We start from the raw sequence: 21093 nt of genomic DNA, 5'->3' as shown, positions 1-21093 counted from the left end.
CTCATGTTAATATTTCTATTATTGGACACAAATGTAATTTCTTTTCATCTGGACATCGTTGTTTTAAGTCGTCTAACATAGTTTCAATTCGTTTTAAATCCTCTATTTGTTTTTGCACTTCCTTTTGTTTTTTAGAAACAAATTCGAACATATCTTGACAACGAACTTCATCTTTATCTACAACACCAAGTATTTTATAAATCTCGCTTAAAGAGAAACCAAGTTCCTGTATTCGTTTAATAAACCCAACACGCTTAACGTCATCATATGAATATAACCGATAACCAGCTTCCGTTCGGTGAGGTTCTTGTAATAAATTTTTTCGCTCGTAATATCTGATCGTTTCTTTATTAACTCCACATTTATCTGCAAACTCACTAATGCGATAAATCATCTTATTTCACCCCCTGAATATTATAAACCATGTACCATAGTACACGGTCAAGTAAATTGGACTATTTTATTTTTTTCCCAAAGTATCACTCGTATGTGATTGATACTTTTATATAATACTATTGATTATCCTAACATCCCACCAGAAAATCCGATTTAAACACCAGTTGTTTTTAAACTATTAAGAAAGTAATTCCACTATATATTCCGAAGACCCAAAACTTTTTTGCTTTTAAGTTTGTGTGAACTCCTGTTAAATGTAAAAAATTATCCTCAAAAGCAGAAACGATATAATATTTCTGATATTTAAAATCCCTGGAGAAAATTAGGTAATCTTTCCGAACTAGCAAATCATAGTATAAAACTGCACAGTCCATCAATTTTAATCGTACTTTTTCTTTAAATGATTGTTCTACCATCGTCTCACCTCAAAAAAAAGGAGGCTGAAAAATCAACCTCCTTTGGTTTTTCACAGTTTCCTTCTGCACTGGATATGGGTTTTCAGTCTCCATTCCGACCTCTGGAAGTAGGTTTAACGTCTCTACTCCGACTCATCACTAATAGTATAAAAATTATCATTCAATTTCCAAGTAAAAATACTATCATAATTGACAAAACCATTGTAACTGGAAATAAAATTAATATTTTTTCAATGTTGTTCATAAGAAATAAACAAAAACACAGTACTTAAGCCATAATATAAGCTGGTAAAGCTTCTAGTAATTCTTGCGTACTTGAGAAGACTTCCCCTCTTAATTTAATGAGACCTACTGTATATAAATTTGCATATGGGAATTGAGATTCAGCAACTTCTTGTAATGCTACTAATTTTTCTGCATTTTCAGCCCCATATTGACGACTATCACTATATAAAGCCAAAATTGGAATACCAGCTTGATACGCAATTCCAATCTCACTAGCAACACCTGCATCAATAATCGCACCATCTAAAATGGCAATAACTAAATCTGCATCTAGTAAAGCATCTGTATCATATCTAGCAATCATCGTTGAATCTGCAAAAGAATTTTTATCATTAATCGCCATTTGTTCTTGTGGAAGATAAACCTCCAATTGAGGATATTCTTCTCGAATTCGTTTAACAAAACTTTCGTTAAAAGCTAATTCCATTTCTGAAAATAATGGACTGGCAAAATAAATTTTTTTCATAGCGCTTCTCTCCTATAGCAAATTAAAGTCGAACTTATTGATATAAAGCATCTACACGTGCTTGAACTTCGTCATTTTCTAAGAACTCATCATATGTTGATTCTAGACGATCCACGACACCTTTTGGTCCGATTTCAATAATACGGTTTGCTGTTGTTTGAATAAACTCATGGTCATGACTTGAGAATAATAATGAACCTTTGAAGGCAATTAAGCCATCATTTAATGCTGTAATAGATTCTAAGTCTAAGTGGTTTGTTGGGTCATCTAATAATAAAACATTTGCTTTTGATAACATTAATTTAGATAACATACAACGTACTTTTTCTCCTCCTGAAAGAACTGTTACTTGTTTCATAACATCGTCTCCAGAGAATAACATACGACCTAAGAAACTACGTAAGAATGTATTATCTTGTTCTTCAACCGGTGCATATTGACGTAACCATTCTAAAATATTTAATTGTGGATTTGAGAATTCTTCCGTCATATCTTTTGGTAAGTAAGCTTGACTAGTTGTTACTCCCCATTTGAATGTACCGCTATCTGCTTCCATTTCCCCAGTTAAAATTTTGAATAATGTTGTAATCGCAATATCTGAACGACTTAAGAAAGCAACTTTATCATCTTTTTTCAATTGGAAGCTTACATTTTCAAAAATTACTTCGCCATCAATAGTTTTTGATAATCCTTCAACCATTAATAAGTCATTTCCGATTTCTCTTGCAGGAGTAAATCCAACGAATGGATATTTACGGCTTGATGGTTGAATATCGTCTAGTGTAATTTTATCTAACATTTTCTTACGAGATGTCGCTTGTTTTGATTTAGAAGCGTTCGCAGAGAAACGAGCTATAAATTCTTGTAATTCTTTAATTTTTTCTTCTTTTTTAGCATTTTGGTCTGCCATTAATTTAGCTGCTAATTGACTTGAATGTAACCAGAAATCATAGTTCCCTACGAATAATTTAATTTTACCAAAGTCAACGTCAGCCATATGTGTACATACTTTATTTAAGAAGTGACGGTCATGGGAAACAACGATAACCGTATTTTCAAAATTAATTAAAAATTCTTCTAACCATGCGATTGATTTAGCATCTAAACCGTTTGTTGGCTCGTCTAGTAATAGTACATCAGGTTTACCGAATAATGCTTGAGCTAATAATACTTTTACTTTTTCAGCTTCCACTAATTCACTCATTAATTTATAGTGTAATTCTTCTGCAATTCCTAAACCTTGTAATAATTGTGAAGCATCACTTTCCGCTTCCCAACCATTTAATTCTGCAAACTCTCCTTCAAGTTCTGCAGCACGAATTCCATCCTCATCAGAAAAATCTTCTTTCATGTAGATGGCATCTTTTTCTTTCATAATATCAAATAATTGTTTATGCCCCATAATAACAGTATCAATAACACGTTCATCTTCAAAAGCGAAGTGATCTTGTTTTAAGACTGTTAAACGTTCATGAGGATCTAAAATAACTTCCCCTGTTGTTGGTTGTAATTCACCAGACAAGATTTTTAAAAATGTAGATTTACCCGCACCGTTTGCACCGATAACTCCATAACAGTTGCCAGGTGTGAATGTAATATTTACTTCATCAAATAATTTACGATCTGAAAATAATAAACTTACGTTTGAAACTTTTAACATGAAATTCTCCTTTTATAACATTTTTATCCTTATTGATTGTACTATAATTATCTATAAATAACAATTAATCACTAAAAAAGATGACACCAAATGGCATCATCTTCTCATCAATTTATTCTGTTACGACCACTGGACGACCTAATCTTTGAACAGTCTCTCCAATATTTCTAAAGTGGTCACTAATACGTTCTAAATTACTTAGTAAATCCATGACGAAAATACCTGAATCGGCACTCGCAATTCCCTTATTCATTCGTTTCATATATTTATCACGAATTTCAATTTTCAATCGGTCAATTTCTCGCTCAATCGTAATGACTTCTTTTACTTTTTCAATATTACCAGTTGATAAAGTATCAATCGACATCGCAAATCCTTTTTGAACTAAACCAAATACATGTTCTAATTCAGATAATGTCTTTTCATCTAATACGATATCACGTTCCAATACCGCTTTCGCAAAGTCTGCAATATTTTCTGCATGGTCACTAATACGTTCCACATCATTTACAGTACTAAATAATTCATCAATAGTTTCTTGGTCAGACGTTGAAACACTTTGTTGAGATATTTCTACTAAATATTCAATAATTGCTTTTTGGAACTGATTCACTTGTTGCTCACTAGCAAATGCTTTTTCAATTTTTTCTTGACTACGTAAGCGAATGGCATCAATCGCATACGTTAAAGTTTTGTCTGCAGCATGAGACATAGCAGCAAATTCATACATTGTATTTTGTAACGCAATCGATGGTGATACTAAAATACGTTTGTCTAAATAAGATACTAGTTTTTCTTCTTCTTCCATTATTTCAGCTTGTGGTTCTGGAATAATGAAGTCTGCTAATTTTACTAGTAGATTTGCAAATGGGAATAATACTATCACGTTCACGATATTAAAAATAGTATGAGCATTTGCAATTTGTCTTGCTATATCAGTAGCATTCATAGAAGTAACAATATTTGTTAAAATTCCAGTAAAAAATAACATAAAATAGATAGTACCAATAATATTAATACTTAAATGAATCACTGCGACTTGTTTTCCACGTCTTGAAGTACCTAAACTACTAATTAACGCTGTTGTACATGTACCAATGTTATCTCCAAAAATAATATATAGAGCTGTAGCAAATGGTAAAACACCTTGTGAAGCTAAGGCAATTAATACCCCAATCGTTGCGGATGAACTTTGAAGAGCTAATGTCATAATAAATCCAAGTGCTACCCCAAATAGTGGATTATGTCCATAATTAACAATCCATTCTGTAAAGGCTGGTAAATCTTTTAGTGGCGCTAAAGCATCTTTTAAATAGTTCATACCGATGAACAAAATTCCAAACCCTACTAAGATTTCAGCAAATTCTTTTACCTTAGGATTTTTCACAATTGCTCCCATTAAAATTCCTGTACCAATTGCAATAGGTGCCCATTGAGAAAGATTAAAGGAAACCATTTGCCCTGTAATTGTCGTACCAATATTGGCCCCAAAAATTACACCAACTGCTTGTTGAATCGTCATAATACTAGCATTCACAAATCCGACTACCATTACTGATGTAGCACTTGAACTTTGAATCACCATTGTTACGAACATCCCAACTAAAACAGCCATCAAACGATTTTTTGTTAATGTACGAACGATACTTTTTAGCTTATCTCCTGCAAATTTTTGCAATCCATCTGCCATTAATTTCATTCCGTACAAGAACAAACTTAAACCTGCAACTGCACCTAAAAACATCTCTAAATACATGGTGTTTTTAACTCCTTTGTTGTCTATTAAATTTTAAATGTTTATGTTCTATAAACAACACGATTGTAACATAGCCACTAGCGCTTGAAAAGAGAAAAATACAAATAACTCCAACCTCTAAATAGACAGAATCTATCTAGAAATTGGAGTTGTTCAATTGAATCGTTACTATAAATCTTTTATCAGTTTTTCTAAATTGCTTGAAGCATGAAACACTCTAAGTATAGTAACTATATGATTCTCATATTTATAAAATATAGCATGGTTATTGACATTAAGACGTCTAATTTTAATTCCTAGTTTAATAAATTCTTTAACTATTGGACATCTCTCAGGAAATAAATTTAAACTATTTATTGATGATGCTAATTGATTGAAATATTTTAATGCAGTTTGTGGAGATTTCAAGTCATTTAAAATATATTCATAAATTAACATCATATCTTTTTCAGCATTTTTAGTAATTTTTACTTCTATCTTAGTCATCAATTTTCATCCTAAACTCATTAAAAAATTCATTAACTGGACGAACATGTTCCCCTTCAGCATTATGATATTCTTGAACCATCATTTTACCAAATTCTTCAGAAGTCATATTTTCAATACTTTCTGAATAAGGAGTCACAGGTAAAGAAATATTAAATGGTATGCTCTTAGTTAGCGAAACTTGCTTTAAAAGTAAAGTAACTAGCGTAGACATTGGCATACCTAGTTGATTTAACACAAATTCAGCAGATTTTTTATCATCTTCATCAACTCTTACATTAATGGTTGCAGTTTTTCCCATCATCACACCTCCTTAAAATGTAATGCAATTGTATTGTAAATTACTACAAATGTCAAATTATATAGGATCATTTCTTTACTCCATAATTAGTGGGCTTGTATAAGCATCTTAATACCTCTTAAAAAGCCAACATAGCAAATTATAACGGTATTTTTTCAATGCATCATTCTTCCATCAACTTTACCTTATATCTAAAAATTTTATGAATAGATAATTCGTAACATAAAAAGTCAACAACATACACGTAGTTAATAATAAAAATCCCATAGTAAGAGACTGATTATTTTGAATCATTGGTAACACTATCATCATCCCAAAAGGAGTATTAAATAGACCAAAAATACTACAAGTACCAATTAAAGTGAGGAGACAAATAATCGACAATATTTCATCTTTAAAAAGGAACACAAAAATTTTTTCTAAAATAAAGTAAATGTAAGTTGACACTACTGGATAAAAAATTGATATTAATAACAAATGAGAAGCTGGATAGATCTTAGAACCTTCTATAGTTCCAATAAGAAATGGATAATTAAAAAAATTAATCCCTAAAGCTATACAATATAAAGAAATTCCAATCAAAATTATTATTACTGGTAAGAAATAAAATAAGCCAAGCGTATAAAACCACTCATCTTTATTTAGCTGTGCCATTGAAATAGGTAATGCTTTGAGTAAACTTTTATGAGATAATTTTCGCTTATGGAAATTAGTAACCATAAAAATATAAAGAAATAAAAATCCACCTAAAGAAAGAAAATAAAGAATAATTTTTATCACTACATAACTAGTTTTATAATGCAAATAATCTTGATTACTTTCACTTAAATATTCTAAAATAATCTTTTCATCTTCCAATTTACTAATATCAGGCAACTTATCAATATAATTGGGTAACAAAGTTTTAAGAGTATTTAATAACCTAATACGTTCTGTATAAATGGACAATAGTTTTTTTGAAGTAACAGGCTTTTTATAACTAAAATTTTCTTCAGACAAGTTTTGATAGATTTGAGCAATTTGTATTTCCGACTCTTCTCGAACATTACTTGGTATACTGTAATCTTTAGCAATTAATGCCTGCAAGTCATCCATCATCATAAATTGAGTATTTAATACTTTTTGTGGTGTTTCTGTAGGAACCCATTTGTTATACCCTATCAATAATATAAACATAACAACCATAATGATAGGAAGCTTTATAAAGTAACCCGTTGAAACTAAATAGTTATAATCTAATTTAATGGAGGAAAATTTTTTCATAACGCTCCCTCTTCTCTTTCAAAGTCATTATTCCAATAGAAAATATAAACCAAATTACACTAGTAATTACAAGTACTAACACTCCTCGAACCATTGAAAAGTGTCCATTTAAATAGAACTCATTTTTAACACCATATATTACTGGTCCAAAACTAAAATAAGACGAAGGAATAAAACCAATATACGGCATTTCAACATTTAAAACTTTCATGACCGTTTCTAAAAATATAACGATTATTCCAAAAAGAAAAGTTAGGATTTGATTACTAAATAGTTGGTTTAATAAACTACATAAGCTTACAATAAATAAATTCAATAACAGTACAAAGCATAAGATAATAAGAAACAGACTGAAATAAGAAATAGTTATAGGTGTATCATTTTCAAATATGACCGTTTTTAAAGTAAAATCTCCTATTCCATTTTTGATTGAAATCACCCCAAAATAGAACAGAAATGCTACAAATTGAACAAAACTTATAACAATCCATTTACTAATCATTTTTTGAAAACTATACCTAAAATTACTGATTGGTTTTGTATTCAATAAACTCCTATGTTTAGAATCTGATAAAAATATAGAATTAGACATCACTAGCGTAAATAAGAAAAGGAATGGTAAGAAAAAAATATTTGGAATTTTATAATCCAATAATGGTAAGAAAGACTGAACAGCAGTTATACCTATCAATTCATTCATTACATTCTTATCATCAAAATTTTTGTCTTCTAATTGTTGATAATGTAACATTGACTGTTGTGTTTGCTTTTTAAATAATATTCCATTTTTAGATGCAGTAGATCCTAAAGTATTTTTATTTGTAATCGTAATCTCATACTTTTCACGAATAGAGTCTTCTACTTCCCAAGCTTTAATCATTAATTGAATATATTTTCTATAATTTCTATTCTGAAAAGCATTTCCAGCATCTATATATGCATTATCAATCTCAACGAATAATTTTTCATCTTCATGTAACTCTCGTTGTGACATTTTACTATCCATTAATAGACTATTTTTGGATTGTTCATGGATTTTTATATTTGTTTGAGTAAATTCATTCATCAATTGATACTGATGATTTAGCTCATAGAGACGTAAAATTGAAAAAATAAATACAATAGAGAGAAAAATGATTACCTGAATTCTTACCAGTCGATTCGTCAATACCATGATAATCTGGCTTTTCATATTACTCTCTCCCTTCATCATTTGAATGGAACAGTTCTTGATAAATGATTTCGCACCCTTTTATTCCATAAGCCAAACTGTATATGTCCTTCAAATTTGATTGAATCCACGAAAATATAAGATCTAGCTCATTCAAATCTATAATACTGATGGTCAATTCTGACGGATTAGATAGCCTATTCAAATTCATAAATTGTTCAGTAAACTCTTTATAACTATCCAATGATGAAAATTGTATTTCGATTGATTGATTACACTGATCTTCAAGTTGATATTTTAAAGCAATCCTCTTATCTTTTAAGAAATACACCTCATCAGCAATACTATTTAAATTATTCAATAAATGTGACGCAATGATAATAATTTTACCTTCATTTTTTAAACTTTGAAGTACCTTAGATATTAATTGCACGTTATCTGGATCCAGTCCATTCATCACTTCATCTAATAGCATCACTTCACAATTTGTTACAACAACTAACGCAAAACAAAGTCTCTGTTTCATTCCTAACGAGTAACTAGACACTTTATTGGAGATATATTCAGTCATTTGTAATTTTGAGACAACTTCATCCACAAATGATGGTTTAATATTCCACATTTCAGCGTAAAATTGTAAATGTTGTAACCCTGTCAACTCAGAATACAAATCATCTTGATTACACATTCTCACGATTTTTCGTTTCATTTCCAAATAATGATTCTTATAATTTTTATCATCCAACAAAACACTTACATCTCTACTATTTAAGTTACCCGCAATAATCTCTATCAGTGTAGATTTTCCAGTTCCATTTGGCGCTACTAATCCAATAATTCTAGGCTTGTCAATTTGAATATGAATATCATTTAATACTTCTTTTTCCCCATATGAAAACTTAGCTATACTAATATTTAACATTCTACCCCTCCTCATTATACCTACCTTTTTAAATAATTGAGCCTCACTTTTTTTCTCAACAGTTCGAAAAAATTCCCAAATCTTTTAATGCTTTTTTAAATTATATTCTTCCTGTAAATCAATGTAAAGGCTTTATTTGTAAAAATGAAGAGCCTTCCGAATCTGTACTGCAACTTATTTGGGATATTTTTTAATGAAATTAACTTATAACAATAGAATAGAAATTTATCAAATAAGGAGTTATGGTTTTAGGTTAACGAATCTTTTAAATGGGACGTAAGCCAAAGAAAAACGCGCCAAAAAATTTGGCGCGAATCCCTAGGTTTTATAAAAAATAAATTTTATCTAATTTTGAACTTATCTTATCATCTAAATGATGTGAAATGATAATGACCGTTTTCTCAGAATCTTCTACAATTTGCTCTTCTATGGCAACCGCCGTTTTAGCATCAATAGCTGAAGTTGCTTCATCTAAAATAATACATGGTGTATTACGTATTAATGCTCGAGCTAATGTAAGACGCTGTTTTTCTCCACCTGATAAATTATTTCCATCTAAAGAAATAATCGTATCTAATTTTTCAGGTAAGTTATTTACTAAATCATACAGTTTAACCTTTTTCAAAATATCAAAAATTTCTTCATCAGTTTTCTTCATACCAAGTAGAATATTTTCTCTAATTGACATATTAAAAATTGCACCTTCTTGACTCACATATGCAATCTCTTTTGAAAAAAGAACATCCTTATTCTTTTCTTTAACAACGCCATTTACTTTTAATTCTCCATCAAAATTATTTATTCTACCTAAAAGAATATTGAGCAAAGTAGACTTTCCACTTCCACTAGGACCTAAAATTGCGTATTTTTTACCTTTTTCAAATTTAAAAGATAAATTATCAAAAATCTTTTTCTCGTCAATAGAATATGTTATATTGTTCCCTTCAATTAAGGATAAATTATCATATTCTATTGTTTCTGCTATCATTTTAGTTTCTAACTTCTCAATAATATCATTCATACCTTGCATTTGTATAACTATTTCTAGGAACATACCTGTAGAATTTAAAAATAACGCTAGAATTGCTGGAACTGATAGTAACATTCCAATACTGATTTCCTTTTGTAATACTAAATAAAGAACAAACATAAACATAATACCTTCAAATATTCTTTGTGAACCATAAAATGCTAAGGTAGCAAAAGAAGTATATTTCTTAGCTACAACTCTCTGATTCTCAAGATCTGTTTGAGCTTGTTTGATTTTTTCTTTTAATATAGAAAGTGCATTAAAATTTTTTAAAACATCATAAGCAGAAGTATATTCCTGCAATGTATTTGTGTATATACCACTTAATTGAGAAAACTTCTGATAAGCCATACCTATTTTCTTTCCAAACCGAGTTCCTACTATCATTAAAATTATTAGTAATAAAAGTGACACAGATCCTATCTTCCAATTAATAGAAAATAATATAATTAGAGATACAGTTGATAATACTACATTACTAAACAGATTTAAAAACGGTTCAAAATAACTTGTTGAAATACGCTCTAAGTCAGTTGTGTACCAAGATATGTACTCTCCATGTTTTATCTTATGATAGTTATCGTATCCCATTTTTTCAATATTTTCACTAACACCACTACCAATTGAAACAATCCAATCTTTAATCAACTTTGCATTATTTATTGATAGACAAGACTTTAGTATTTCAGTAATTGCCATTACTAGAATTAATACAATACCGTATAAAAAATAATTATGATTATTTGCTAAAAAATTATCGAGTATCAGAGTTCTTCCATAACTGCTAAAGATTGTTCCTAATGCAATTAAAATAGTAAGAATTATTGTTCCAAACCATCGATATAAATTTATTGTAATATATTTTTTCATAAGTTCTCCTTTTGCAAAATATTTTATTTTGATATTTTCATTTATACTTCTTCTTATGAACATATATTAACATATCTTTTTTATTTTTTCATCATTTTTTAATTTAAAAATTTTTTTATTGTTTTATCAATTTTAAATAAAGATAATTTATAACCAAAATTTAATGTTTATATTATCATAAAAATAATCTTTTAATAATAAAAAACTCTCCGAATCACTCGGAGAGTCCGTTTTTATTATTTACAACTTCATTGTTAGAAGTTACTGATAATTTAAAACTCATTTTAAGCTTCTCAGGTTAAGACAACTCTCGCTTAAGAGTTTGACTTTCAAAATTCTTCACGTATGGTGCAATATTTTGGACATATTCTAACACGCCCATATACTCTCCTTGAGCATTTCGTACGGCATGATACGTGACATGAATCATTTTATCTTCTTTTTTAAACCACATTTCTTCTTTTTCTTTTTGACCAGATCGTAATTGTTCAAATAATTGTGTCACAATGGCATGGCTTTTTGGTGGATGACAATTAATGACATCTCGACCAATCGCACTCTTTGTGCGTTTGAAGATTTTTTCTTCTCCATTTCCTTCGTTGTAATATTTAACAATATTATCCTTATCCACAAATGACAATTCCATTGGAAGTAAGTTTAATAATAAGTCTAATTGTTCTAAGGATAAGGATCCAGTTGATAATGGGATATCTCCTGTTTCTTGAATTTCTTCTTTAGACTGAATGGTAGATGGTTTCTTTTCTACTTTCCATTCTGCTTCAGGGGTGACAATGCAATAGCCGTATTGTGGGGTATCTTGTGCCATCTTCTCCCAATCATCCACATGAAAAGCTTGCGCAACCATTGGAATCAAAATATTTTCTTCTTTAAAAATCATTTCTAGCAGTTCTTCTTTAGCTACTAGAAACTGTTCCATAACATCATCTGATTGTTCATCAAAAGCTTGTTTGAAATTTTTATAAATTTCTCTAATTTCATCATGGACTCCCCACATCACTTTCGGAGGAGCTGTAATTCCTTTTGATTCCATAATCGGAAATAGAGCATATTCTTTTCTTAAATAATGATTTTCAAACTGATCCAGTAAGCTGATTTGGCGTTTTAGTCCTTTTAACAGTTCTTCATCTTTTGAAGATACATAAGCCTGTAGCAATCGTTCAATACGGTCAATCGCTCCTCTGAGGGCTAAATTTTCCTTTTTAAGAACCATTACTGGGTGTCCTTCTTTTTCAAAATCAGGCATTCCTTCTCCAGATTCTACTTTTGCACTCATTAATGAAGCATGAATCTTACAAAGACGCATAATTTCTTCATAAGTAATTCCTTCTTGCATTAAGTTTCGTTCCATCACTTGAATTTCATAAGGGGAAACGGAATCAAAATGTTTGTTAAATTCTTCTTGAATAATTTCTTCTTTTTCCCCTTGATGTAATCGGAGCATTAATTCTTTTAATTTTTCTTGACGTTCTAATGGTGACATCGCATCATTACTCATTGCTCTCCCTACTTTCTTTTACAATGTATCCATTCAATTCTAATTGACGAATAATTGTATCCAGTGGGATTTTAGCTATTTTAGATCCTTTTTTTAAGCTTGTAATTCTTCCAACTGTTTGAACCATCTGTGGCTGAGATAAAGGCGTGAATCCTAATTCAATAAGTAGCTCTTTTACCTCCGGATGATTTTGTAGAGTTGTATATACTGAATCTTCTAAATAAATCGTATTCATCGAATCTCTCCCATCTTATAATCGTTGTAAGCCTAATAAACCAACTAATAAACAAATCACAACATAAATCCAAAATCTCAATGTTGTAAAGACAACAGGATAAGTTCCTTTTGGAGTTCTATTTGCTTTAATATATGAAATGATTTCTTTACGATAAAGGATTAAGAAAATCACTGATGCACTACCAGTAATCACTAAAAGCATAGTTGTAACAGTATCTGCTAATTCCGGTCCTAAAAGTAAAGGTAATCCACTTTCTACTAAAAAACTAAATCCAAAATTATTTAAGATATGGAAAAATACTGCCCATAAAAAGCTATATTCAAGCGCAATATAGGCAAATAATATCCCGACAAAGAAAGCAAAAAATCCTTGAATTAAGTTCATATGGAATAATCCGAAGATTACTGCTGATAATAATATACTGAAAATCTTCCCATAATCTTTTAAGCGATAAACCACACCGCCTCGAACTAATAATTCTTCTACAAATGGCCCAACAAGCGCTGCATAAATGACTAACATAAAGGAATCATCACCACTTGTGGCAGCTTCAATTGCACTTTTAGTACTTAACCCAATTTGATTTAAGAAAAATTCGAATAAATTAGCACTTTGAGTAAAAATAAACTGACATCCAAATAGTATAATCGCAAACACTGCAAAATATTCTAATGTCATCTTTTTTTGACGATAAAATACGGTCTGGAAAAAATTAATTTTTTGAGTTTTATAAAAAATCGTGATAGCAATAATGACCGCAACAATATAACCAGAATCTGTAAAATTTTGTAGTTGTTCAACCGTTAAACCTGGCATAAAACTTGGACTAAGGGATTTGATCATTTTTACGATTTCACTAGCTACTACAAACACTAAGATAATTCCAATAAAAATACCAAGATAAATTAACAAATGTTTAAACATATCTTTTATAGACTGTTTTAAAGGTGACTCCGGTTTATTCACACTTATTACTTCAGGTACATCCACTATTTCAATAGATTCATTTTCCATATACTAATCCCCTTTCATCATATTTCTTTTGGACACTTCTTAATCGTAGCATTAATAAGAAACAGTTCGACATTAAGCCTGCAATCAAAGCAATCCAATAAGCATAAGGCCCTAAATCGGTCATCCAATCCAACATAATCCCTACTGGAAGACCAATGACCCAAAATCCTAATAAGCATAAAATAAATGGCATTTTCGCATCTTTATACCCTCGTAAAATTCCTTGAATCGGTGCCGCAATCGCATCAAACATTTGAAATAACAAACTATACGATAAGAACACCATTGTTAATTGGATAAAACTTTCTGAAGTTCCATAAAGTCCAGCAATCATTGGACGGTTGAAATATAGCCACACTAATGTTAAAAAGGCAATAATGACAGATGTAGATATCCCTAAACGAATATATTCTTTGGCTGATTGTTGATTTTTTTGCCCAATCTCATACGATACAATAATCGTCAAGGCATTCGAAATACTCATTGGAAAAGCATATGCTAAATAAGAAAAATTCATAGCAGCTTGATGCGATGCAATAACTTGTGATCCGAATTTTGCCATTAACAAACCAACAAGTGCAAAAATTGCTACTTCCCCAAAGACATTAAATCCAATTGGTAAACCTAATGCAAATGGCTCTTTCCACAATAGTAAATGCGGTCTTTCAAAACTTAATACATGATAAGGTTTCAATTTTGGATGTTTTTTAAGAACAATAATCGCTACGATTAATAATACCCAATAAGCCATTGCTGTTCCAAGACCTGCCCCTGGACCACCTAGTTCGGGTAATCCAAATTTTCCATAAATTAATGAATAATTAAAGAACATATTTAATGGAACTAGTAAAATCATTAAAAACATAGAGACTCTTGTTAATCCTAATGCATCAATGAAAGATCGGATTACACTAAAGAGTAAAAATGGAATAAATCCAATCGATAAGAGTAATAAATATTCTCTTGCAATCGTGGATACTTCAGCTTCTAAATGCATTTGATTTAATGCTGGATTCAATCCAATTAAGCCAATACAAAATAAAATAATCGCTAATAAAATTCCAATATACATGAATTGGAATACAATTTTTTGAATTCCATTTTTATCGTTTTTTCCTAGTAATTGCCCTACAATTGGAATAAGTGCTGCTACAATCCCATTTAACAGTGTAAAAAATGGATTATATAAACTTCCTGCAATGGAAACTCCTGCTAGGTGCATTTCATGATATTGTCCTGTCATAACCGTATCAATAAATTGAGCTGAAAAATTTGCTAATTGATAAATTAAAACTGGAATTAAAATTTTAAATAATAATTTCAAACGTTCACTTGTATGATTTGTTTCGTACATATTCACTCTCCTATTACAAAATCTAGTAATTGTTCAACAGAATCTAATACTAATACCGATTGCTCTTTCATTTTTTGAATATCACTACCACTCGTTAAAACAGCAATTCCTCCACCACAATGTTTGGCATATTCCATATCTAAGTAAGAATCTCCAACATAAAAAATTTCATTCAAGGGTACTCCTAATTGCTGACTTGCACCAATGAGTGAATCTGCTATCGGTTTAGCAGCATAATCATCTGGAGTAGCTACAAAATCAAATAAATACCAAACCTTCAATATTTCAAAAATCGTTTTTGTAGGGACATAACTATCATTTGTCACAACTCCAACTTTGATTCCTTTATTTTTTAATTCAGAAATTAAAAAAGCTACATCGCCAATTGGAACAATCATATCTGGATGTGCTAATAAATAATTTCTAAAATCTTTCAATACTTCATCATATAAAGCAGTTTTAGCAATTGGAAAATATTTTCCAATCTCGTCTAACATATCTTCAACTGTCCCAGAAGCAATGACGCTATTGGGTACAATCTCACCTTCTACAATTCCTAATAACTCAAGCATTTGTTCAATTGTAACAGTTGAATCTTCTTTTATATGCTGCTTTAAAATTTTACGGATGACCATTTCTGTTGGCTCAATCCACAAATTGTCTATATTAGTTAAAGTGCCATCCTTATCAAAAAGAATGGCCTTTACTTCAAGATTTCCTTTATTCGTTTGTAATTTCATTTGAATTCCTACTCTACATTTTGTAATTCAACACCAATAATATTATCCATTTTTTCTAATTTTTTTAAAATCACAGATAGATCAGTCGTTGATTCAGAAATATCTAACATTAATTGAACGATTGCTACACTATGAATTGCTAATCCTTGGAATATTGTTAATACATTCATATTATAACTTGCAAATAAATCTAATGTTTTGGATAATGTTCCTTTTTCATTTTTCATATGAATATTTAACGAAGCTTTCCGTCCATAAGTCACTGATGAGAATCCTTGAACTTTTCGATAATATTTATAATATACACTACGTGAAATTCCTACTAATTTTACTGCTTCTGTAACGTCCTTTGCTTGGTTAGTTGCTAATAATTCTTTTGCTTTTAGTACTTTAGAAAACACAGGAGGTACAGCATCTGCTGATACTAAAAAATGTTTTTGGTTTTCCATATTTTTCACCTCGAAACTATTGTATACAATATAAAGACAAAATACTAGGCACCCGCTTCATTTTTTATAAAAATTGTTATAAAAAAAACACTTATTTCACTAACAGATAACCAATCGTTATTACGTGAAATAAGTGTTTGTTATATCACTCTAAAATTTCTTAAAAACTAACTTTTAACTCTATATTATTTTGACATGAAGTCATATGGCGTCAATTCTTCCATTCCAATCATAGGGTCAATACTATAGGAATCAATTAATTCCATTGTTAAAACAAATGGTTTATTTTTTGCTATTGTTTGACTCTCTGAAGGGACTTGAAATTCTTCAACTGTTTCTTCTACTTTTAATGCTACTGTTTTCTCTTCAGAATACTGTTTAGTATCACTTGTTGGTTGAGAAACTTGTTCTGTAGTATCTTCAGACTTATCATCAGTTTGCGGATTTACTTTAATCGTTGTTGAATTTTCTTCTTCAATGGTTAAGCTATCAAAGCTATTACCTTGCAACAAATCTTTTAAGCACGTTTGACGTCTTGCACTTTGACGATTTGCTGCTTCTTGGAAAGCTTCGTATTGCCCACACATAATTAAAAACTTTTTACTTCTTGTTACAGCAGTATACAATAAGTTACGTTCTAACATTCGCTGATATTGACCGACCATTGGTAAAATCACCATTTGGAATTCACTACCTTGAGATTTATGAATCGAACAACAATAAGCATGCGTCAATTGAATAAAGTCATTTCGTTTATATTCCACTTCTACATTATCAAAAGCAACGTATAATTTATCGACTTGATCTTCATTTTCTTTGGCAAATATAATCGCAGTTACTTCTCCAATATCCCCATTATAAATATTTTCTTCTGCGACATTGACTAACTGCAATACTTTATCTCCTACACGGAAAACACGGTCAAATGATTCAATTTCTCGAACGGAATTTCCAATTTTGGGATTTAAAATATTTTGCATCATTTTATTAATTTCATGAATACCAGCTTCTCCTTTATACATTGGAGCAAGTACTTGAATATCTTTTTTCTGATATCCTTTTTTTATCGCCTTCACGACAATTTGTTCAATCACATCTAAAATCTGAGTCGAACGGCACGGAATAAAGGTTCTATCTGGTTGATTTTGAGTAAAGTCCATCGGTAAATGCCCATCTTTAATCGAGTGCGCTAATGTCACAATACTTGAAGAATCTTTTTGTCGATGAATATGCGTTAATTCAATCGATGGAATCTTATTCGATAATAGAAAATCTGTTAACACTTGACCTGGTCCAACCGAAGGTAATTGATTTTTATCTCCTACAAACAAAATCTTCGTTTTTCCTGGAGTTGCACGAAGCAGACGATTCATTAACCAAGTATCAACCATCGACATCTCATCAATAATTAAGAAGTCACAACTTAATGAACGAGTATCATCAGAATCGTCACTTTCTAATTCAACATTTTCTTCTGCAGAAATACCTAACATTCGATGAATCGTAGACGCAGAAATTCCTGTTAACTCATTCATACGTTTTGCAGCTCTTCCAGTTGGAGCAGCTAATTGAATCGCATCAGAATCTACATCAATCTCTTCTAAATAGCGATACATTTCTACAACACCATTAATAATCGTTGTTTTCCCTGTTCCTGGTCCACCAGTTAAAATAAACAAGGATTCTTGCATAATTTTTATGAGTGCTTGTTTTTGAGAATCATCATAAATAATGCCAAATTTCTTTTGAACATGCTGAATGGCTTCTTCAATATCTTCTTCTGAATAATGAGATTTCTTAGAAAGTTCTAAACGATGATGAATTGCATTCACAATACCAATTTCAGCATAATATAACGAAGCTAATGATAGATGATTTTCTTCAGAAATAATGATTCCTTCTCGGATTAATTCATTTAACGCATTGACGATTTGATCGGGTTCAATTAAAAATGAACGAGTTTGCTCCAATAATTTTTGAGCTGCAAGAACCACTTCTTTATCGATTAAATACGTATGCCCTTCTTGATAAGATAAATCCCTTACCACTACATAAACGGCACCTTTAATCCGGTATAAACTATCTGCTGCAATCTCTAATTGTTGGGCAATAGCATCAATTCGTCTAAAACCAAGTCCTTCAATGGACTGTAATAACACATATGGATCTTCTTTAATAATTTCCATTGTTTTCTCTTTATAGAGCACCATAATTTTTTGAGCAAAAATTGGAGTAAAGCCCATATTTGTTAATTCAAATAAAATACGTTCAGTCCCTTGATTTTCGATAATAATGCTACGAATACTCTCGCATTTCTTAGTCGATAATCCGGGTACATTTTTTAAACAATCCTCGTCTTGAATAATTTGCTCAATCGCATTTTCACCTAAGCAATCTACTATTTTTTCAGCAGTTTTTTCTCCAATTCCTGGAAATCGTCCACTAGAAAAATAAGCAATAAGTCCTTTTTTCCCAGTAGGTTGATGTTGCTGATAACTTAAAACGGAAAACTGTTGTCCATATTTTGGATGCGAAACGACTTTCCCATTAAAACGATAGGGAGAATTATCATGAATGGTACCAATAATTCCCGTCACAACTATCTCATCTGAGTCTAGTTGCATACTACTTTCTTGTACTCGAATTAATAATACTTTGTAAAAATTTTGCGGATTTTCAAAAAATGTCGCTAAAACTTCTCCTACAATGTATTCTTCACTCATGACTTCCCTCTTTTCTATCTATTTTAAACGTATTGACGTTCGTTTCCTTCCATATAAGCTTTATCAATAATACCTCCACCTAAGCAGATGTCTCCATCATAAAATACAACTGCTTGTCCAGGTGTAATCGCACGTACTGGCTCTTCAAAGTATACCATAGCTTTTGTCTTGTCGTCTTCTTGGAATACAACACGTACTTTTGTATCTTGTTGACGATATCTGAATTTGGCAGTACATTCAAATTCATTTGGTTTTTCTTCATCTGTATTAAATTGCAAATCTGTTGCAAATAATGAGTCAGAATAAAGGTTTGGATGATGGAATCCTTGTCCAACATAAAGTGTATTGGTGCTTAAATCTTTTCCTACAACAAACCATGGATCATTGGTTTTTCCACCGCCACCGATTCCTAATCCTTGACGTTGACCAATCGTATAATACATTAAACCAGCATGGTCTCCTTTAACCTCGCCATCTAATGTTACCATTTTACCAGGTTTAGCTGGTAAATAATGAGACAAGAATTCATTGAAGTTTCTCTCTCCGATAAAACATACACCTGTAGAATCTTTTTTCTTAGCCGTTGCTAAGTCAAATTCTTCTGCAATTTTACGCACTTCTTTTTTCTCTAAATGCCCAATTGGGAACATTGCTTTTGATAATTGTTGTTGATTTAATTGACTTAAGAAATACGTTTGATCTTTATTATTATCCACTCCACGTAATAAACGAACTACTCCATTCTCGTCTTTTTCCACACGAGCATAATGTCCCATTGCTACATAGTCTGCTCCTAATTGAAGGGCGTATTCTAAGAAAGCTTGGAATTTTACTTCTTTATTACACATTACATCCGGATTAGGTGTTCGTCCTAATCGATATTCTTTTAAGAAATATTCAAATACACGATCCCAATATTCCTTTTCAAAATTAACAGAATAATATGGAATCCCAATTTGTTCAGCTACTGCTGCTACATCTTTATAATCTTCTGTTGCTGTACATACACCATTTTCATCTGTATCATCCCAGTTTTTCATGAAGATACCAATCACATCGTATCCAGCTTGTTTTAATAAAAGAGCAGTCACTGAAGAATCAACTCCACCACTCATTCCGACTATTACACGGATATTTTCCTTATTCATTCATTCACCATCATTTCTAAATTTTTTCTGTTTTAACGATTTGAAGGTCGCTGTATCATTTTTATATCACTTTCTAAAAATTTTTTCAAAAAATTTTTCTCAAAATCTTCTTAAATACGATAACGATAGGAATTATAGCCTTATACACATTTGACAAATAAATTTATTTTCACTACAATTATTATTGGTAAAAGGGGGGCATAAGTGTATGATAATATCTTTACGAGCAGCACGGGTTAATCGTAATTTGACACTCTTAGAAGCCGCCAAATACCTAAAAATTAATAAAGATACTTTAACGAAGTATGAAAAAGATTCTACGAATCTTCCATACTCTTTAAGTAAACGCATGCAGGAACTCTATGAGATCCCAGGCGAAAATCTTTATTTTGGCGATACTTTAAGCTTCGTGGCGCAGTTTAAGCCACTCCCTCACGAAGAAGATCTACAATAATAGTGATCGGAATACCTTCCCGTGCTATGTATAGAAACGAGACAGAGTAAACTCTGTCTCGTTTTTTTATACTTCTTCTAATACGCCACGTTCTACTAATCCTTCTAGAATAAATTCTAGTTTTTCAATCGCATATGCGTTTTTTTCATTTCCATATAATTGAACAGTTTGAAGTCCATCTTTTGTTGTTGTTGAAATTTTTAATTGTTTCATTGCTTTATCGACTGAAACTTTTAATTTTAATCCACGGTGTCCGACTACTAAGTCATCTAAACTGCGAATTAATTGAAAATTACCTGCTTTTGTTTCGACAAATCCATTATCTCTTAATGTATATCCTTTTACTGTTGGAGATACACGATACACATGATTTGAATTTTTTAATGTTGCTGTTTGAGTAAATGCCATATGAACACTTCCTTTCATCACTTTCTT

Annotated in this window: 21 protein-coding genes; 1 reads left to right on the top strand and 20 read right to left on the bottom strand. The window is 30.9% G+C overall.

What is annotated here, in order from left to right; translation table 11 throughout:
* Position 1 precedes the first annotated feature (1 nt).
* The 19 genes from merR to mnmA form a co-directional block, all read right to left on the bottom strand.
* Positions 2-394, bottom strand: a complete 393-nt coding sequence (gene merR / locus HMPREF0446_RS03870; protein WP_006702718.1) for an Hg(II)-responsive transcriptional regulator — start codon at positions 392-394, stop codon at positions 2-4.
* Positions 395-566: 172 nt separating this feature from the next.
* On the bottom strand, positions 567-812 hold the full coding sequence (locus HMPREF0446_RS03865; RefSeq protein ID WP_020991346.1) for a PBECR4 domain-containing protein: 246 nt from the start codon (positions 810-812) through the stop codon (positions 567-569).
* 268 nt (positions 813-1080) lie between these two features.
* A complete protein-coding gene (locus HMPREF0446_RS03860; protein WP_006702719.1) occupies positions 1081-1563 on the bottom strand; it encodes a nucleoside 2-deoxyribosyltransferase in 483 nt (160 codons plus the stop codon).
* A gap of 34 nt (positions 1564-1597) precedes the next feature.
* On the bottom strand, positions 1598-3223 hold the full coding sequence (locus HMPREF0446_RS03855; RefSeq protein WP_006702720.1) for an ABC-F family ATP-binding cassette domain-containing protein: 1626 nt from the start codon (positions 3221-3223) through the stop codon (positions 1598-1600).
* A gap of 112 nt (positions 3224-3335) precedes the next feature.
* Positions 3336-4979 (bottom strand): Na/Pi cotransporter family protein, encoded by a 1644-nt coding sequence (locus tag HMPREF0446_RS03850; protein WP_006702721.1) that lies wholly within the window; start codon positions 4977-4979, stop codon positions 3336-3338.
* Between the two features lie 168 nt (positions 4980-5147).
* Complete coding sequence (locus tag HMPREF0446_RS03845) at positions 5148-5465, bottom strand: type II toxin-antitoxin system RelE/ParE family toxin (protein WP_006702722.1); 318 nt, start codon at positions 5463-5465, stop codon at positions 5148-5150.
* Entirely contained in the window at positions 5458-5766 is a 309-nt protein-coding gene (locus HMPREF0446_RS03840; protein WP_020991345.1) for a type II toxin-antitoxin system RelB/DinJ family antitoxin, read from the bottom strand. The genes HMPREF0446_RS03845 and HMPREF0446_RS03840 overlap by 8 nt, the downstream gene beginning before the upstream one ends.
* Before the next feature lie 180 nt (positions 5767-5946).
* Positions 5947-7029 carry a hypothetical protein gene (locus HMPREF0446_RS03835; RefSeq protein WP_006702724.1) on the bottom strand — a complete coding sequence of 361 codons (1083 nt, stop codon included), beginning with the start codon at positions 7027-7029 and terminating at the stop codon, positions 5947-5949.
* A complete protein-coding gene (locus tag HMPREF0446_RS03830; protein ID WP_006702725.1) occupies positions 7007-8221 on the bottom strand; it encodes a hypothetical protein in 1215 nt (404 codons plus the stop codon). The genes HMPREF0446_RS03835 and HMPREF0446_RS03830 overlap by 23 nt, the downstream gene beginning before the upstream one ends.
* Position 8222: 1 nt before the next feature.
* Positions 8223-9122: an ATP-binding cassette domain-containing protein gene (locus HMPREF0446_RS03825; RefSeq protein ID WP_006702726.1), complete on the bottom strand. Its 900-nt coding sequence runs from the start codon at positions 9120-9122 to the stop codon at positions 8223-8225.
* Between the two features lie 325 nt (positions 9123-9447).
* The gene (locus tag HMPREF0446_RS03820; RefSeq protein WP_006702727.1) at positions 9448-11022 is read right to left on the bottom strand and encodes an ABC transporter ATP-binding protein; all 1575 of its coding nucleotides are present in this window, start codon (positions 11020-11022) and stop codon (positions 9448-9450) included.
* 298 nt (positions 11023-11320) lie between these two features.
* On the bottom strand, positions 11321-12538 hold the full coding sequence (locus HMPREF0446_RS03815) for a DUF438 domain-containing protein (RefSeq protein ID WP_006702728.1): 1218 nt from the start codon (positions 12536-12538) through the stop codon (positions 11321-11323).
* Complete coding sequence (locus HMPREF0446_RS03810) at positions 12531-12773, bottom strand: DUF1858 domain-containing protein (protein WP_006702729.1); 243 nt, start codon at positions 12771-12773, stop codon at positions 12531-12533. The genes HMPREF0446_RS03815 and HMPREF0446_RS03810 overlap by 8 nt, the downstream gene beginning before the upstream one ends.
* 15 nt (positions 12774-12788) lie before the next feature.
* The gene (locus tag HMPREF0446_RS03805) at positions 12789-13790 is read right to left on the bottom strand and encodes a CPBP family intramembrane glutamic endopeptidase (protein ID WP_020991344.1); all 1002 of its coding nucleotides are present in this window, start codon (positions 13788-13790) and stop codon (positions 12789-12791) included.
* On the bottom strand, positions 13780-15144 hold the full coding sequence (locus tag HMPREF0446_RS03800; protein WP_006702731.1) for an MATE family efflux transporter: 1365 nt from the start codon (positions 15142-15144) through the stop codon (positions 13780-13782). The genes HMPREF0446_RS03805 and HMPREF0446_RS03800 overlap by 11 nt, the downstream gene beginning before the upstream one ends.
* Before the next feature lie 2 nt (positions 15145-15146).
* The gene (locus HMPREF0446_RS03795; RefSeq protein WP_006702732.1) at positions 15147-15884 is read right to left on the bottom strand and encodes an HAD family hydrolase; all 738 of its coding nucleotides are present in this window, start codon (positions 15882-15884) and stop codon (positions 15147-15149) included.
* A gap of 8 nt (positions 15885-15892) precedes the next feature.
* Entirely contained in the window at positions 15893-16333 is a 441-nt protein-coding gene (locus HMPREF0446_RS03790) for an ACT domain-containing protein (protein ID WP_020991343.1), read from the bottom strand.
* Between the two features lie 185 nt (positions 16334-16518).
* Positions 16519-19056: an SF1B family DNA helicase RecD2 gene (gene recD2, locus HMPREF0446_RS03785; protein WP_006702734.1), complete on the bottom strand. Its 2538-nt coding sequence runs from the start codon at positions 19054-19056 to the stop codon at positions 16519-16521.
* Positions 19057-19079: 23 nt separating this feature from the next.
* The gene (gene mnmA, locus HMPREF0446_RS03780; RefSeq protein ID WP_006702735.1) at positions 19080-20204 is read right to left on the bottom strand and encodes a tRNA 2-thiouridine(34) synthase MnmA; all 1125 of its coding nucleotides are present in this window, start codon (positions 20202-20204) and stop codon (positions 19080-19082) included.
* A 208-nt stretch (positions 20205-20412) separates the two neighbouring features.
* Here mnmA and HMPREF0446_RS03775 point away from each other — a divergent pair, with 208 nt between their 5' ends.
* Complete coding sequence (locus tag HMPREF0446_RS03775; RefSeq protein WP_006702736.1) at positions 20413-20658, top strand: helix-turn-helix domain-containing protein; 246 nt, start codon at positions 20413-20415, stop codon at positions 20656-20658.
* A 66-nt stretch (positions 20659-20724) separates the two neighbouring features.
* Here HMPREF0446_RS03775 and HMPREF0446_RS03770 read toward each other — a convergent pair whose 3' ends face one another.
* Positions 20725-21066, bottom strand: a complete 342-nt coding sequence (locus HMPREF0446_RS03770; protein ID WP_006702737.1) for a cysteine desulfurase — start codon at positions 21064-21066, stop codon at positions 20725-20727.
* Positions 21067-21093 lie beyond the last annotated feature (27 nt).

Source organism: Granulicatella elegans ATCC 700633, from assembly GCF_000162475.2.
GTDB lineage: Bacteria > Bacillota > Bacilli > Lactobacillales > Aerococcaceae > Granulicatella > Granulicatella elegans.
The sequence above is the reverse complement of the archived record's forward strand: the minus strand, read 5'-3'. Positions and strand labels throughout refer to the sequence as shown.

What these genes read in the sequence shown, in the direction of transcription:
- merR (WP_006702718.1), bottom strand. Translation starts at nt 394, where the DNA reads ATGATTTATCGCATTAGTGAGTTTGCAGATAAATGTGGAGTTAATAAA.
- HMPREF0446_RS03865 (WP_020991346.1), bottom strand. Translation starts at nt 812, where the DNA reads ATGGTAGAACAATCATTTAAAGAAAAAGTACGATTAAAATTGATGGAC.
- HMPREF0446_RS03860 (WP_006702719.1), bottom strand. Translation starts at nt 1,563, where the DNA reads ATGAAAAAAATTTATTTTGCCAGTCCATTATTTTCAGAAATGGAATTA.
- HMPREF0446_RS03855 (WP_006702720.1), bottom strand. Translation starts at nt 3,223, where the DNA reads ATGTTAAAAGTTTCAAACGTAAGTTTATTATTTTCAGATCGTAAATTA.
- HMPREF0446_RS03850 (WP_006702721.1), bottom strand. Translation starts at nt 4,979, where the DNA reads ATGTATTTAGAGATGTTTTTAGGTGCAGTTGCAGGTTTAAGTTTGTTC.
- HMPREF0446_RS03845 (WP_006702722.1), bottom strand. Translation starts at nt 5,465, where the DNA reads ATGACTAAGATAGAAGTAAAAATTACTAAAAATGCTGAAAAAGATATG.
- HMPREF0446_RS03840 (WP_020991345.1), bottom strand. Translation starts at nt 5,766, where the DNA reads ATGGGAAAAACTGCAACCATTAATGTAAGAGTTGATGAAGATGATAAA.
- HMPREF0446_RS03835 (WP_006702724.1), bottom strand. Translation starts at nt 7,029, where the DNA reads ATGAAAAAATTTTCCTCCATTAAATTAGATTATAACTATTTAGTTTCA.
- HMPREF0446_RS03830 (WP_006702725.1), bottom strand. Translation starts at nt 8,221, where the DNA reads ATGAAAAGCCAGATTATCATGGTATTGACGAATCGACTGGTAAGAATT.
- HMPREF0446_RS03825 (WP_006702726.1), bottom strand. Translation starts at nt 9,122, where the DNA reads ATGTTAAATATTAGTATAGCTAAGTTTTCATATGGGGAAAAAGAAGTA.
- HMPREF0446_RS03820 (WP_006702727.1), bottom strand. Translation starts at nt 11,022, where the DNA reads ATGAAAAAATATATTACAATAAATTTATATCGATGGTTTGGAACAATA.
- HMPREF0446_RS03815 (WP_006702728.1), bottom strand. Translation starts at nt 12,538, where the DNA reads ATGAGTAATGATGCGATGTCACCATTAGAACGTCAAGAAAAATTAAAA.
- HMPREF0446_RS03810 (WP_006702729.1), bottom strand. Translation starts at nt 12,773, where the DNA reads ATGAATACGATTTATTTAGAAGATTCAGTATATACAACTCTACAAAAT.
- HMPREF0446_RS03805 (WP_020991344.1), bottom strand. Translation starts at nt 13,790, where the DNA reads ATGGAAAATGAATCTATTGAAATAGTGGATGTACCTGAAGTAATAAGT.
- HMPREF0446_RS03800 (WP_006702731.1), bottom strand. Translation starts at nt 15,144, where the DNA reads ATGTACGAAACAAATCATACAAGTGAACGTTTGAAATTATTATTTAAA.
- HMPREF0446_RS03795 (WP_006702732.1), bottom strand. Translation starts at nt 15,884, where the DNA reads ATGAAATTACAAACGAATAAAGGAAATCTTGAAGTAAAGGCCATTCTT.
- HMPREF0446_RS03790 (WP_020991343.1), bottom strand. Translation starts at nt 16,333, where the DNA reads ATGGAAAACCAAAAACATTTTTTAGTATCAGCAGATGCTGTACCTCCT.
- recD2 (WP_006702734.1), bottom strand. Translation starts at nt 19,056, where the DNA reads ATGAGTGAAGAATACATTGTAGGAGAAGTTTTAGCGACATTTTTTGAA.
- mnmA (WP_006702735.1), bottom strand. Translation starts at nt 20,204, where the DNA reads ATGAATAAGGAAAATATCCGTGTAATAGTCGGAATGAGTGGTGGAGTT.
- HMPREF0446_RS03775 (WP_006702736.1), top strand. Translation starts at nt 20,413, where the DNA reads ATGATAATATCTTTACGAGCAGCACGGGTTAATCGTAATTTGACACTC.
- HMPREF0446_RS03770 (WP_006702737.1), bottom strand. Translation starts at nt 21,066, where the DNA reads ATGGCATTTACTCAAACAGCAACATTAAAAAATTCAAATCATGTGTAT.